We start from the raw sequence: 14,913 nt of genomic DNA, 5'->3' as shown, positions 1-14,913 counted from the left end.
TCCTTTATGAAAATGCGACCAAACTGATACATGGTAACAAACAATGTAAAATAATTAAATTATAGTTCCTCAACTATAATATTTGAATTTGTAAACACACAAATTTCTGAAGCAATATCTAGAGCTGCCTTTGCGATTTCTTTTGCAGATAAGTTATCCCCAGCATAACGTTTTAACGCCCTGCCTGCAGATAAAGCATAATTTCCTCCAGAACCAATAGCTAGTATACCATCATCTGGTTCGATTACTTCGCCAGTGCCTGAAACGAGAAATAAATTGTTGTCATCCATCACAATCAGCATTGCCTCGAGTTTACGGAGAACTTTATCACTTCTCCACATTTTTGCTAGTTCCACGGCTGCTCTTGTCAAATTCCCGTTAAACTCTTGCAGCTTTCCTTCAAACATTTCTGATAATGTGAAAGCATCTGCAACTGACCCTGCAAAACCTGCTAGTACTTTTCCATTAAAAAGTCTTCGAACCTTTTTGGCTGTATTTTTCATCACAACGGAATTACCTAGAGTAACTTGACCGTCTCCAGCCATAGCACTTTTTCCATTGTGTTGAATGGCGAAAATCGTCGTAGCATGGAAATCACCCATACTAAGCACCTCCTATGTAATCATACAGAGAATTTTTAAACATTCACTATTAAGTTTATGCTCTTGGGTGATAAGACATATACGTTTTACGTAAATGTTCTTTCGTCACATGTGTATACACTTGAGTTGACGATAAACTTTCATGGCCTAATAATTCTTGAACAGTCCGCAAGTCAGCACCATTATTCAATAAATGGGTTGCAAAAGTGTGTCTTAGCATATGCGGATGCATTTTGCCAGTCAGCGCCGCTTTTTGGATCAACTTATTTAATATATAACGGACCCCTCTATCAGTCAAAGGTTCTCCTCGAAAATTAACAAATAAGTAAGAATGTGATGAAGCGTTCTCCATCAAACCCGTTCGTGCTTGATGAATATACTTCCATAAAGCATCGCTAGCAAAGTGGCCAAAAAGGACGATTCGTTCTTTTTTCCCTTTTCCTTTAACAACGATCGTTTCAAAATCGAAATCTATATGTTGTAATTGTATGTTGACACATTCACTTACACGAATTCCTGTAGCATATAAAATTTCAAGCAAAGCCCGGTTTCTGATAGATAAAAACTCTTCTCCATCGCATGCTTGAAATAGCTGTTCCAATTCTTCTTCATAAAAAAACTTCGGCAATTGCACATGTTGTTTAGGTTGAGATAAAAGAGCAAATGGATTTTCATTTACGAATTTTTCACGCATCAAAAACTTGTAAAAACTTCGTAAGCTAGATATCTTCCTAGCCACGCTTGCTCGACTATACTGATGCTGATAAAGTTCAGTTAAATAGAGCCTTCCATCGGAATACTCGACAGTGGTTAATGCGGAGATTCCTTGCTCAGACATGAACAAAAAGAAGTCTTCTAAATCTTGACGATAATATTGAATCGTATATTCAGAGTAATTTTTCTCAACTTGCATATATTCGATAAAGGAATTTAAATAATGATGTTGTTCATCGTTCATGATGCCCAGCACCTTTCAAGGCATATTAAATCATATCATAACACAGTAATTCTTTGCAATGAATGTTACGCACTTTTCATAAATTTTCGAATTGTTTCTAGGTCGTTCATATCAGTCTGTTTTAATATGAAACTTCTTCGATAGATACTTGTAACAAAATAATTATTCACCATGCTCCCCTATTATCAGCATGTCTTACCCTAACGATGTTTACAAAACCTATCACATTGAACCCCCTCTTTTTCAATAAACATTGTATAAAACCATTATATGATCCTTGTTCAAGAAAAAGAGCGCTAAACTTATCATCATGTCCCTTAAGCATTTTACACCACATGTCGAAATATGTAAAAGAAAAATAAGTTTTTTTATGAAAGTTAATAGCAAATGTGGCAAATTTAAAACAACAATCGGAGCAAGTAACTACTTACTCCGTCATGAGCATCTAATTTTTAGCGCTAGGATATGTTATATAGCAATGTAGCTCATCTACACGAATATAGAATTGCTTTACCATTACTCAACCGTTTTCTCTTTATAATCACAATTAGTACATTGAATTTGTGTACCCTTCTTCAACTTTTTCTCTACAAGTAAATGATCACATTTCGGACATTTTCTTTCAATTGGTTTATCCCAGGAAAGAAAATCGCACTCTGGATATCGATCACAGCCATAGAAAATTCGTTTCCTTTTTGATTTTCTTTCGATAATTTCTCCCTCTCCGCATTTCGGACATTTCACACCAATTTTTTTCACAATTGCTTTTGTGTTTCTGCATTCTGGAAAATTGCTACATGCCATAAATTTACCATAGCGTCCCATTTTAAATACCATTGGACTTCCACAAACTTCACAATCTTCTCCGGCAAACTCATCTTTTATTTCAACCTTTTCCATTTCTGATTCTGCTTTTATTAAATTCTTTTCAAAGCTTCTATAAAATTCATCTATAATTTTGACCCATACTACTTTTCCTTCTTCAATTTCATCGAGATCTTTTTCCATTTCAGCTGTAAACTCAACATCTATAATTTCTGGAAAGAACTCAACAATTAAGTCTGAAACAATTTCTCCTAATTCAGTTGGAACGAATCGTTTATTATCTAAAGCAACGTAGCCACGCTTTTGGATCGTATCTAATGTTGGCGCATAAGTGGATGGTCTTCCTATTCCTAATTCCTCTAATGTTTTCACTAGACGGGCTTCCGTATATCGTGGAGGTGGCTGTGTAAAGTGCTGTTTCGGTTCTATCGTTTCGGAGCTTATTTCATCTCCTTTTTCGATATCAGGCAAAAAGCGTTCACTTTCTTCCTGCTGATCATCTGAGCCTTCAACATACACTTTCATAAATCCCGGAAATTTTATCTTCGAGCCAGTTGCGCGAAAAACAACAGGCCCATTGGTTAAATTGACGCTCATCGTATCTAATATAGCAGAAGCCATTTGACTTGCTGCAAATCTTTCCCAAATTAGCTTATACAATCGCAACTGGTCACGGCTTAAAAATGTTTTTAGTGATGCTGGATCACGATAAATACTTGTCGGGCGAATACCTTCATGAGCATCTTGAGCATTCGTTTGTTTTTTTTCCTTTCTTTCTTCATGCTTAACAAATTTGTCACCAAATTTTTCTAGAATATATTTGCTAGCTTCTTCCTTCGCAACATCTGAAATACGAGTAGAGTCTGTCCTCATATACGTGATTAAACCGACTGTTCCCTCTTTTCCTAAATCAATTCCTTCATATAATTGTTGCGCAATCATCATAGTCTTCTTAGCCCTAAAATTTAATTTTCGCGCCGCTTCTTGCTGTAGTGATGAAGTTGTAAAAGGTGGAGCCGGATTTCTTCTTTTCTCCTTTTGCGTAAGTGAACTAACGGTAAATTGCTCTCCCTGAAGCAAGTTTAAAATTTCTTTGACATCATTTTCTGATTTCAATTCTTTCTTTTCACCATTCACACTATAAAATGAAGCCTGAAATGTTTCTTCTTCCTTATTAAATACCCCTGTTATCGTCCAATATTCTTCAGGAACAAAAGCTTTAATTTCATTCTCTCTATCAATAATTAGACGAACAGCTACTGATTGTACACGTCCTGCACTTAAACCTTTTTTAACTTTTTTCCAAAGTAGCGGACTAATATTATATCCTACTAGCCGATCTAGCACACGGCGGGCCTGCTGTGCATCAACAAGATCCATATTAATTGGACGTGGATGTTTAAACGATTCCTTTATTGCATCTTTTGTAATTTCGTTAAAAACGACACGACAGTCAGAATGAGTATCCAATTCTAGACTATTAGCTAAATGCCATGCGATCGCTTCCCCCTCTCTATCGGGGTCAGCTGCGAGATAAACTTTCTTCGCTTTTTTTGCTGCCGTTTTAAGATCCTTTAAAACAGGACCTTTTCCTCTAATCGTAATATATTTTGGTTCATAGTTATGTTCAATGTCCACTCCCATTTGACTTTTAGGTAAGTCTCTAACATGTCCCATAGAAGCTTTTACTTTATATTTTTTTCCTAAATATTTTTCTATTGTTTTCGCTTTTGCGGGTGATTCCACAATTACTAGATAGTCTGACATTCAAAATCCTCCCCAGAGGTGTAAAACATCCTCTATTTACAACATTATCTAATTCATTAGTTTCATCATATAAAATCAAATGTAAATATTAGACTTGATCAATCCTTTTGTCAATGTCCACATTTTTAGACTTATAAATTGTTATTTGTTTAACTACATAAAGACAAAACGAAATCGTTTCCATTTTTTCGTTGATATTCTATTTTCATCTTACTTTCATGATGTATATTTAAATGTATCATTATTTATTAAGAACATATTCATTCATTTTTGTCAATTATTTAAATTATTTTACCAAATATATTTACATTATTTTACTATATTATCACGTTATGATATATCGTTAAAGATATTCGTCTAGAATATCTTTACTAGTTAATACAAGTTTTGCCCCTTCTTGAATTAATCTTAGTGTTCCTTCTGATAATGGATCAAAAAGAGCACCTGGTATGCAAAAGACCTCTCTCCCCTCTTGTAACGCATAATCTGCTGTTATTAATGACCCACTCTTTTTCTCTGCTTGTACAATTAAAACTCCTTGTGATATTCCACTAATAATTCGATTTCTTTCTGGAAAAAACCATTTTTGCGCCCGCATATACGGTGGATATTCAGAAATGATTAAATCATTTTGTTTCAGCCGCTCATATAATTGCAAATGTTCACGAGGATAAATATGAAACAAGCCACTGCCTAAAACAGCAATCGTACGTCCATTAAATTTGATTGCTGCCCTATGGGCCATTGAGTCTACCCCTTTTGCAAGTCCACTTGTAATGACAATATTATGTGCTATAAGTTGTGGTACTAATTGCTCAATCGCCTTTTCAGCATATCCATTTGCCTTCCTTGAACCTACAATTGCCAATGAACGTTTTTTCAATAATGCTATATTTCCTTGAGTATATAAAATGAGGGGCGGCTGATAGGTGTGTTTTAATAGATAAGGATATTCATGGTCGTTAATAGATATGATACCGATTTGATGTTTTCTGTATAAATGAAGGATGGAGTGAATATTAATATGTTGGAAATCATGATAAAAGAGGTCAAATTGTTTTGAAGAGAATTGAAGAATAGATTTTAAAAGGGTAGGCGGCCATTGATAAAGATCTTCTAAATTTGGTTCATAAGCCAATAACTTCATTAAATGTTTCAAGTAGATTCCTCTACAATGTTGAAGATGACATAATTTTACCGTCAATGCATCCATAACATTCCTACTTTCAATTTTTTGTTTAATAAAAACGAAACCGAAGAGAACTGATTATTAAATAAATCAGTTCTCACACGGTTTACATTACAACTTAATGATTAATGGGTTTTACATTTTTCGTATAGACCTTTTTCTTTAATCACACGAATTAATGTTTCACCAATGACTGAAGGCGTATCTGCCACTTCAATTCCGCATTCGTTCATTGTACGAATTTTTTCAGCAGCTGTACCTTTACCACCGGAAATAATGGCACCAGCATGGCCCATACGTTTTCCTGGAGGGGCTGTTACACCACCGATAAATCCTACAACAGGTTTTTTCATATTTGCTTTTACCCAATTTGCTGCTTCTTCTTCAGCTGTTCCGCCAATTTCACCAATCATAATGACAGCTTCTGTTTCAGGATCTTCATTAAAAGCTTTCAAAACATCGATGAAGTTTGTACCGTTTACTGGGTCCCCGCCGATCCCAATTGCACCAGATTGACCAATGCCAGCTTGAGTTAACTGATGAACAGCTTCATATGTTAATGTACCAGAACGGGAAACAACGCCTACATGTCCTTTCTTATGAATATATCCTGGCATAATACCGATTTTACATTCATCAGGTGTAATGACTCCTGGACAGTTTGGACCGATTAAGCGAGTTTTCTTTCCTTCCATATAACGCTTCACTTTAACCATATCCAATACAGGAATATGTTCAGTAATACATATTACTAAATCAAGTTCTGCATCTACTGCTTCCATAATTGCATCCGCTGCAAATGGTGCTGGCACGTAGATAACAGATACTGTCGCACCTGTTGCGTCAACTGCATCCTTTACTGTATTGAAAACAGGAACTCCTTCAACTTCTGTTCCTCCTTTTCCAGGAGATGTTCCACCAACAATTTTTGTTCCGTATTCTAAACATTGCTTAGTATGGAAAAGAGCTGTCTTCCCTGTAATCCCTTGCACAATTACTTTCGTATCTTTATTAACAAAAATACTCACCTTGTTCCCCCTGCCTTTCTGCATTCAAGCATTTTGCTCGTTTTGTTAAGGAAAAGTTTTTATAATGCTATTAGCCTACTAAATTTACGATTTTTTGGGCACCGTCTGCCATTGATTCTGCAGCAACAATATTCAAGCCAGATTCATTTAAAATTTTCTTACCAAGATCCACATTTGTACCTTCAAGACGAACAACTAATGGAATTTGTAAGCCGACTTGTTTAGATGCTGCTACAACACCTGCAGCAATAACGTCACATTTCATAATGCCACCGAAAATGTTTACAAAAATTCCTTTTACTTTATCATCTGATAAAATAATTTTAAAAGCTTCTGTTACTTTTTCTTCAGTAGCACCGCCACCAACATCAAGGAAGTTTGCAGGGTCTCCGCCGTAATACTTAATGATATCCATTGTTGCCATCGCCAAACCAGCACCGTTTACCATACAGCCAATATTTCCGTCAAGAGCGATATAACTTAAATCATACTTAGAAGCTTCAATTTCTTTTGGATCTTCTTCGTCTAAATCGCGATATTCTAAAATATCTTTTTGACGGAATAAACCATTAGAATCAAAGTTTAATTTTGCATCCAATGCCATTACTTTTCCATCACCTGTTACAACAAGTGGATTAATTTCTGCAATGGAACAATCTTTTTCTACGAAAACTTGGTATAAACCAGTCATGAATTTAACCGCCTGATTTACTAGTTTACTAGGAATATTAATATTGAATGCGATACGACGTGCTTGGAAAGGTGTTAAACCAACAACTGGATCAATTGTTTCTTTAAAGATTTTTTCCGGTGTTTTTGCTGCCACTTCTTCAATCTCAGTTCCACCTTCTTCTGATGCCATAAGCACAACTCTTGAAGTAGCACGGTCTAATACTAAGCCAACATAGTATTCCTTTTGAATGTCACAACCTTCTTCAATAAGAAGGCGCTTAACTTCTTTACCTTCAGGACCTGTCTGATGTGTAACAAGAGTTTTTCCTAAAAGCTCTTCTGCATATGTACGAACTTCATCCAAATTTTTTGCAACTTTAACGCCGCCCGCCTTACCACGACCACCTGCATGGATTTGAGCTTTCACAACACAAACATCTGTACCTAAACTTTTAGCAGCTTCTACAGCTTCATTAACAGTAAAAGCGACTTTTCCATTTGGTACAGCTACCCCGTACTTTCTGAGGATTTCTTTGCCTTGATACTCATGAATATTCATTTTCCATCCTCCTATCATACTCTTAAAAAAATAACTGCGCTTTCATTTTAATAAAACAATCATCATATGTCTACCTTTATGAACTAAATTTTCATAATATTATTCAGAAATATTTTTTTGTGAATGTTTCATAGATTGATCAACACGGTAAATAAACGCAAAAACTTCCGCTACAGCCTCATAAAGTTCTTCCGGTATTGCTTCATTCAAATTTAACTGTCCGAGCATGGCCACCAAGTTAGGATCTTTTTGAATGGGGATGTCAAGCTCACTCGCTTTACTCAAAATTTGCTCTGCAACTAAGCCTCTCCCCTTTGCAATGACAATAGGAGCAGCATGAGCTTCAGCTTTATAAGTTAAAGCAACTGCCTCTTTTTGCCTATTCTGATTTTCCTTCATATGCGAATATCAACCCCTTTAAAGTTTGTATAAGCGTTATGAACAGAGTTTGGTTGTTTTGCACTGTGAGCAGCAAAAGGGAGGTAATGGACAGATGATAATGTATAATTCAATTGCTCCAGGCCCGCCTTTAATGCCGGCATAAAAGGCTGTGCCATTTGCTTTAAGTATGGATGTTCATTGCTAACTTTAAGTGTGACAATTCGATGTTGAACATTCATCTCAATTAATATGTCTCCTAAATATTGCAACTGCAAATAAAATAATATTTTACAAAAATTACTGTCTATCTTTCCATCTTCTGTTTTTTTACCGGTCCATTGAAATGTTAACTCTGACTGATGATGTGGAAATTGAAAAGGTATTTGAAACAAGATTTGCTGGATAGCTGTTTGTTCTACCGATAAAATTTGCTGACCATTCATTTTCATTAATAGCAACTCAACATTGTCACGAATTTTCGAATGTTGATCAACCTCTTGCAAATATTGCACTAATAAAGGCTTCAAAGAATCTTCAACATTAAATGAATCGGCTTGTCCAATTTCATTCTCATAAAACATCCCTAGTTTATTTATCGTTGCTTTCAATTGGGAAAGAATATCAGCACGATCAACATCCTGATTTGCCTGATTCAACAACTGTTTAAGTAAATCTGCTTCTTCTTTTGAAATATTTGCTACACCTTGCTCAAGATCACTAAATAACAATGGTTGCAATTTATGTAGAGCAGACTCTAACGTCTCTTTTGTAATCATAGAAGACGGTTTCGCAGGATTTGCATTTTCATTTAAATCAATCTGCTGACGATCAGCAATAGATGGTTCCAACACGAAACCTATTTTTTGTAAAATACGGTTAGCGGCTTCGTTTTGCTGTTGTCCTAAGTTGGTCAATTGACGAATGACTTTTTCAGCTAGATGTAAATGATTCGATTCAAGGATTGAATGAATGATCGCTGACATGCTTTGCGTACTAGGAACTTGCGGTTCATTTTTAAGTTGTGTTAATAAATTATTTAATAATGAATGAAATGTGATAGGCTGTTCAGCAGCTGTTAACGAGCGAAATACATCTTGAGAAATTGGAAACTGATTTGTTATCATTGCTTTAATCGTTTGCATTCCTTTGTTCATATCAGGTACTTCTTTTAACCAACTCCCCATATTTGTAACCATCTCTTTTGTAAAAGGAATATGTTCCTTTGTAAAAAAAGAAACGAGCTCACGGTGTTGCTTTGTGGATGATATGGATAGTTGTGATAAAACTGCTGTAGACTGATTATCCGCATTACTTTGGCTAACAAGTTGCTTTAAATGCACTTCTCCGTCGATTGATGTGACTTGAAACCAATAATTTTTCCCTGCTTCCATCGGGATTTGCAATTTTGCAATAAAACTATGTGATCCCGCTTGTACCATTGCCATATTATTTGGATATAGGTGTTGAATTTTCCCTGAAAAAACTTGACCAACTTTGAACTCGAACGTTTTCATATTCGCTTCTTGTAAATTCGACAGCGCGTTTCCAATGATGGAATTCAGCATGTAAACTCCCGCCTTCTCTTTCCGTTTAACACTTTTTTTATTATATCGTCCCTTCAAGCAAATCTTTTACAGGAGCAAATGTTTTTCTATGTATCGGACACGGACCATATTGTTTTAAAGCTTCGATATGTAATGCCGTTCCGTAGCCCATATGTTGATCAAATCCGTATTCTGGATATTGAATTGCCATTTTCTGCATTAAATGGTCACGTGTAACTTTTGCAACTATTGAAGCCGCTGCAATCGATATACTTTTAGCATCACCTTTTATTAAAGATAGTTGGGGACAAGGTGTTTCTAATTTCATCGCATCGATTAATAAATGATCAGGCATCATTTTCATTTCTTGAATGGCATCTAGCATCGCCTTTTTCGTTGCCTGGTATATATTTAGGCGATCTATTTCATCTGCTTCTATTTGGCCGATTCCTATATGTTGAGCCTCTTCCTGTATGATGTGAAAATATTCTTCACGTCTTTTTTCACTCAATTGTTTTGAGTCGTTTAACCCAGGTAAATAAAACCCGTCTGGCAGGATGACAGCAGCAGCAATAACAGGGCCTGCAAGCGGACCGCGTCCAACTTCATCAATACCGCAAATAAGTTGATATCCTTCTGCTTTTAATTGTTTTTCGTACATCATCATTTGTTGAAATTTTTTTCTAGTTTGTCTTTCTTTTTCCAGCCTTTTTTCCCACTTGATTAATTGTTTTTGAACGCCTTTGCGTTTATCCTTTTTCAATTCCTCAATCAATGGATTATAAGGATCTGTAATCAATGATAATTGCCGCTCTATCTCTTGAATGTTCAATTGAAATCCCTCTCATGACAAAAATAAAACCTCCTAGAAACGGAGGTCATACATCAATATCAAATGTTAAGTTCCCTAATTTTTGTCCACGAATATCACGAATAATCGTTTCTGCCGTTTTATCGTAATTTATTTCTCCTCCTGCCATTAAACAACCACGCAAACGACCGATATGTTCAAACATGTCTACGATTTCTTCCGGGATCGTTTCAAACTGATATCTTTCCATTAATACATTTGGATAGTTAGATTGTAAAAAGCGCAATCCATATACCGCGATATCCTGCAAATTTAATATCGTATCTTTTATTGCTCCTGTTAATGCTAACTTATAGCCAACCTCTTCATCTTCAAACTTCGGCCATAAAATTCCGGGGGTATCAAGTAATTCTAAAACTTTTCCTACCTTTATCCATGCTTGCGCCTTCGTTACACCTGGCGTGTTCCCAGTTTTTGCAATATTTTTCTTTGCAAGCCGGTTAATAAGTGTAGATTTGCCCACATTCGGAATGCCAACAATCATTGCACGAATTGCACGAGGTTTTATCCCTTTTGCGCGCATTCGATCGAATTTAGGTTTTAAAATAGACTCAGCCATTTTGATCATTTTATCTAAACCAGCACCTGTTTGCGCATCAATTGCTAACACATGTTGGTTTTGATTTTCAAAATGCTCTATCCAGCGAGCTGTCATATGCTTATCAGCCATATCCGCTTTATTTAATAATTTAATTCGTGGTTTTTGCTGAATGATTTGGTCAATCATTGGATTGGCAGAAGAGATAGGAATTCGGGCATCTACTAATTCAAAAATAATATCTACTAGCTTTAATTTTTCTGTTACTTCCCGTCTAGCTTTTGCCATATGCCCGGGAAACCATTGAATTGTCATACTTCTTTCAACTCCAACATATTTATTTCACAATATGTGCATCTTTCAGCGGCCAGAAAACAAATTTTGTTTCTCCAACCACTTTTGACAACGGTATTGTCCCGATGTATCGACTATCTTTACTAAAGCGCCGGTTATCTCCCAACACGAAAATTTGCCCTTTCGGTACCCTCTCTTTACCCGTAATTTCTTTTAAAGTAAAATCTTGCGTTAGTGTACCTTCAGTTAATTGACTTTTATATTTATCTAAATATGGTTCTTTATAAGCCTTCCCATTTATATAGAGAACATCATTCTTGTATTCAATCTTGTCGCCTGGCAGTCCGATGACTCTCTTAATATAATCTTTTCCTTCTGGAGCATGAAAAATGACAATATCAAAACGTTTTGGCTTAACTAGTTTATTTACAATCATTCGATCACCATTTTTCAAAGTCGGCATCATTGATGAACCGTTAACCAAAATTGGAGCAAATATGAAATAACGGATTACCCCTGCTAAGGCAACTGCTATTAAAAGCGCTTTGGTCCATTCCCATAGCTCATTTTTTCGTTTTGTTTTCTCTGCCATATTTCCACCGCCTCATAAAGTTTCTCCCTATCACAACCATTAAACCATCATATGTATACATTATATTTCATACTATTCTATTCATTCACTAATGAAATTTTAATGTTTTTCCCTATAGTAAGAAAAGGGGCTATTAGCCCCTTTTCTTAAATAGTATTGATTCAATTTATTAGCGAATTTCTTTAATACGAGCGGCTTTACCACGTAGATTACGTAGGTAGTAAAGTTTCGCACGACGAACTTTACCGCGACGCACTACTTCTAATTTCGCAATTTTTGGAGTGTGAAGAGGGAATGTACGCTCAACACCAACACCATAAGAAACTTTACGTACAGTAAAAGTTTCACTAATTCCACCGCCACGGCGTTTAATAACAACACCTTCGAACACCTGGATACGTTCGCGTGTTCCTTCGATAACTTTTACGTGTACACGTACAGTATCACCTGGACGGAAACTTGGAATATCACTGCGAAGTTGATCTTTTGTAATTTCATTAATAATATTGTGCATCGTATTCAACTCCTTCCAACAGATGCTCTTACAAATCTTTTATCATAAATGTAGCGGAACATCGTTTTCACGCAACCTGAAAGATAACAAGTCACAAAAGAAATCATAGCATATAAGTCAATCGAATGCAATATCTATTTCTTCTCTGCTTCCCATTCTTTCAACCATTTTTTTTGTTTATCATTTAGTCGATAATGTTCTAGTAAATCTTTTCTTCTCGTAAAAGTTCTTCGTAAAGACTCTTTCTCGCGCCATTCATCAATATGTTGATGATTCCCAGATAAAAGAACATCCGGGACTTTCATTCCACGGAAATCCGCCGGTCTGGTGTATTGTGGATGTTCTAACAGTCCTGTAGAGAAAGAATCTGTAATTGGTGAATCCTCATTTCCTAAAACACCTGGCAATAAGCGAACAACACTATCAATGACTACCATTGCTCCAAGTTCCCCGCCAGTCAGTACGTAGTCGCCAATTGAAATTTCATCTGTGACAAGATGTTCGCGAATCCGCTCATCGTAGCCTTCATAATGGCCGCAAATAAAGATGAGATGATCTTCTTTTGCAAGCTCTTCAGCTTTTTTTTGCGTGTATGTCTCTCCTTGCGGACATAGTAAAATAATTCGTGGTTTGCTACTTGCCTTTTTTTCTTTTAAACATTCAACTGCATCAAATATTGGCTGTGCTTTTAAAACCATGCCGGCGCCACCGCCGTAAGGATAATCATCAACGGTTTTATGTTTACTATCACTAAAATCCCGAAAATTGACTGTTTGATACTGAACAATTTCTTTCTCTTTTGCCTTTTTTAATATAGATGAACCAAACACTCCAGAAAACATCTCAGGAAATAATGTTAAAACATCTATCTTCATGACAACAAACCTTCCATTGGCTCAATAATGATCTTTTTCTCATCAATATTCACGTCTTTTACAACGTCCTCAATATAAGGAATTAAATATTCCTTATTATGATCACCTTTGACAACCCAAACATCATTAGCACCTGGTGTTAATATTTCTTTCACAATCCCGATTTTTTCTAGATCAGTTGTAAATACGGTGCAGCCAACAATCTCATGAAAGTAAAATTCATTTTCCTCTAAATCACCTAACTGATCTTTTGAAACTTTTAATAGCCCATTTTTCCATTTCTCTACATCATTAATACTGTTATATCCTTCAAAACTTAGTAGATCAAATTGTTTATGAGTCCGATAACTTTTAATTGTTAATTGAATCGGCTCTTTTTCATTTGCTAAAAACAAGTATAAGTGATTTCCTACTTGATAACGTTCTTCGCGAAAATCTGTTTTTGAGATCACTCTTACTTCTCCTTCAATACCATGTGTATTGACGATCTTCCCAACATTAAACCATTGTTCCATTCTATTCACCTCTCACGTATTTCTGAGATGATTCCATCTTTTATAATAATAATTTTTTCTTGAGTAATCGAATTCCAATCATCTCCAACTTGAACATCGAGTATCGCTTGCACTTCTTTTTCCTTCAACTCAGTTCCAATCGGCAAAATATTCAGCTGTTCTATTTGAAAGTCAACAAGTTTAATTTTTTCTTGTCTACTACTAATTTCTTTATCAAAATGAATTTTTAAACTTGTTCCAGAAAACTTCTTTGCTTTCTCAAGTTTTTTTGATTCAAACCGCAATTGTTCACATTCTTTTTGTAATTGCAATTTCTTTTGATGATATTTTTGTAATAAGTCATTTTTACTTGTTTCTGTTAAAATTTGTTTGACTGTAACCGTTTGTAGTATCTTCAATTTTATCCAATACCTCCTTTATCCAGTTTTCCCTTTTAAAAATGGATGAAATGAAGGATTTATGTAATCATGCCGTCTTTCTTTGTTAAATTGTTCTTTTCAGCCAGCATACAATGAGATTTCAGTTACTGCTGATTGCATTTTAAATTTTAAAATAGACAGAGTCATTTAACAAAGCTCTTTAAAAAGAAATGATGATATGTAAAAAGGGAGGTATGATCCTCCCTTTTTTACTATGCCGCAAACAACGTTATTTATGTTGTTAGTCGACAATTTCTAAATGAATCTTTTTATGTTGATTTGCACCTGCTGCATAGACAACAGTTCGAATCGCTTTAGCAACACGCCCTTTTTTACCAATCACCTTTCCGATATCATTTGGATGAACATAAAGATTCAATTGAAGTACATCATGATCCTCTTTTTGCTCAACCTTCACATCTTCAGGATGATCTACTAAAGGCTTAACGATCGCTAAAATAAGTTCTTCCATCTTGTGACGATTTATTTGCCGTTTTTAGCATTATGGAATTTTTCCATAATACCTTGTTTAGAGAACAAGTTACGAACTGTGTCAGATGGTTGAGCACCATTTTGCAACCATTTTAATGCTAATTCTTCATCAATTTTAACTTCTGCTGGGCTTGCTACTGGATTGTAACTTCCAACAGTTTCAATGAAACGTCCATCACGTGGTGAACGAGAATCAGCTACAACAATACGATAGAAAGGAGATTTTTTTGCTCCCATACGTTTTAAACGAATTTTTACTGCCATTTTAAAAAGCACCT

17 protein-coding genes are annotated in these 14,913 nt (G+C 35.5%); all 17 read right to left on the bottom strand.

Going from position 1 to position 14,913, the window contains the following annotated elements:
• Positions 1 to 59: 59 nt before the first annotated feature.
• Positions 60 to 602 carry an ATP-dependent protease subunit HslV gene (gene hslV / locus G4D61_RS06460; protein ID WP_025727918.1) on the bottom strand — a complete coding sequence of 181 codons (543 nt, stop codon included), beginning with the start codon at positions 600 to 602 and terminating at the stop codon, positions 60 to 62.
• A gap of 55 nt (positions 603 to 657) precedes the next feature.
• Positions 658 to 1,560, bottom strand: a complete 903-nt coding sequence (xerC, locus tag G4D61_RS06455; protein WP_035356198.1) for a tyrosine recombinase XerC — start codon at positions 1,558 to 1,560, stop codon at positions 658 to 660.
• Between the two features lie 516 nt (positions 1,561 to 2,076).
• Positions 2,077 to 4,152, bottom strand: coding sequence for a type I DNA topoisomerase (gene topA / locus G4D61_RS06450; RefSeq protein WP_025727922.1), 2,076 nt, complete (start codon positions 4,150 to 4,152; stop codon positions 2,077 to 2,079).
• Between the two features lie 343 nt (positions 4,153 to 4,495).
• Positions 4,496 to 5,365, bottom strand: a complete 870-nt coding sequence (dprA, locus tag G4D61_RS06445) for a DNA-processing protein DprA (protein WP_025728668.1) — start codon at positions 5,363 to 5,365, stop codon at positions 4,496 to 4,498.
• Positions 5,366 to 5,466: 101 nt separating this feature from the next.
• Positions 5,467 to 6,369 carry a succinate--CoA ligase subunit alpha gene (gene sucD, locus G4D61_RS06440; RefSeq protein ID WP_025728670.1) on the bottom strand — a complete coding sequence of 301 codons (903 nt, stop codon included), beginning with the start codon at positions 6,367 to 6,369 and terminating at the stop codon, positions 5,467 to 5,469.
• Positions 6,370 to 6,439: 70 nt separating this feature from the next.
• On the bottom strand, positions 6,440 to 7,600 hold the full coding sequence (gene sucC / locus G4D61_RS06435) for an ADP-forming succinate--CoA ligase subunit beta (protein ID WP_025728672.1): 1,161 nt from the start codon (positions 7,598 to 7,600) through the stop codon (positions 6,440 to 6,442).
• A gap of 99 nt (positions 7,601 to 7,699) precedes the next feature.
• On the bottom strand, positions 7,700 to 7,999 hold the full coding sequence (locus tag G4D61_RS06430; RefSeq protein ID WP_025728674.1) for an EscU/YscU/HrcU family type III secretion system export apparatus switch protein: 300 nt from the start codon (positions 7,997 to 7,999) through the stop codon (positions 7,700 to 7,702).
• Positions 7,996 to 9,546: a TP0910 N-terminal domain-containing protein gene (locus G4D61_RS06425; protein ID WP_163173539.1), complete on the bottom strand. Its 1,551-nt coding sequence runs from the start codon at positions 9,544 to 9,546 to the stop codon at positions 7,996 to 7,998. The genes G4D61_RS06430 and G4D61_RS06425 overlap by 4 nt, the downstream gene beginning before the upstream one ends.
• Before the next feature lie 40 nt (positions 9,547 to 9,586).
• Positions 9,587 to 10,357 carry a ribonuclease HII gene (gene rnhB, locus G4D61_RS06420; RefSeq protein ID WP_025728678.1) on the bottom strand — a complete coding sequence of 257 codons (771 nt, stop codon included), beginning with the start codon at positions 10,355 to 10,357 and terminating at the stop codon, positions 9,587 to 9,589.
• A 46-nt stretch (positions 10,358 to 10,403) separates the two neighbouring features.
• Positions 10,404 to 11,249, bottom strand: a complete 846-nt coding sequence (gene ylqF, locus G4D61_RS06415; RefSeq protein ID WP_025728680.1) for a ribosome biogenesis GTPase YlqF — start codon at positions 11,247 to 11,249, stop codon at positions 10,404 to 10,406.
• A gap of 22 nt (positions 11,250 to 11,271) precedes the next feature.
• Positions 11,272 to 11,820, bottom strand: coding sequence for a signal peptidase I (gene lepB, locus G4D61_RS06410; protein WP_025728682.1), 549 nt, complete (start codon positions 11,818 to 11,820; stop codon positions 11,272 to 11,274).
• A 169-nt stretch (positions 11,821 to 11,989) separates the two neighbouring features.
• Positions 11,990 to 12,334 carry a 50S ribosomal protein L19 gene (gene rplS / locus G4D61_RS06405; RefSeq protein ID WP_025728683.1) on the bottom strand — a complete coding sequence of 115 codons (345 nt, stop codon included), beginning with the start codon at positions 12,332 to 12,334 and terminating at the stop codon, positions 11,990 to 11,992.
• A 134-nt stretch (positions 12,335 to 12,468) separates the two neighbouring features.
• Positions 12,469 to 13,209, bottom strand: a complete 741-nt coding sequence (gene trmD, locus G4D61_RS06400) for a tRNA (guanosine(37)-N1)-methyltransferase TrmD (protein WP_025728684.1) — start codon at positions 13,207 to 13,209, stop codon at positions 12,469 to 12,471.
• Positions 13,206 to 13,724, bottom strand: coding sequence for a ribosome maturation factor RimM (gene rimM, locus G4D61_RS06395; protein ID WP_025728685.1), 519 nt, complete (start codon positions 13,722 to 13,724; stop codon positions 13,206 to 13,208). Before rimM ends, trmD begins: the two co-directional genes overlap by 4 nt.
• A 5-nt stretch (positions 13,725 to 13,729) precedes the next feature.
• A complete protein-coding gene (locus G4D61_RS06390) occupies positions 13,730 to 14,122 on the bottom strand; it encodes a YlqD family protein (protein ID WP_025728686.1) in 393 nt (130 codons plus the stop codon).
• 262 nt (positions 14,123 to 14,384) lie between these two features.
• Positions 14,385 to 14,615: a KH domain-containing protein gene (locus G4D61_RS06385; protein ID WP_025728688.1), complete on the bottom strand. Its 231-nt coding sequence runs from the start codon at positions 14,613 to 14,615 to the stop codon at positions 14,385 to 14,387.
• 11 nt (positions 14,616 to 14,626) lie between these two features.
• Positions 14,627 to 14,899: a 30S ribosomal protein S16 gene (rpsP, locus tag G4D61_RS06380; RefSeq protein ID WP_025728690.1), complete on the bottom strand. Its 273-nt coding sequence runs from the start codon at positions 14,897 to 14,899 to the stop codon at positions 14,627 to 14,629.
• Between the last annotated feature and the right edge of the window lie 14 nt (positions 14,900 to 14,913).

This window comes from Heyndrickxia ginsengihumi (assembly GCF_011008565.1).
Taxonomy (GTDB): domain Bacteria; phylum Bacillota; class Bacilli; order Bacillales; family Bacillaceae_C; genus Weizmannia; species Weizmannia ginsengihumi.
Note: the sequence above shows the minus strand (reverse complement) of the source record. Positions and strands in the feature narration are given on the sequence as shown.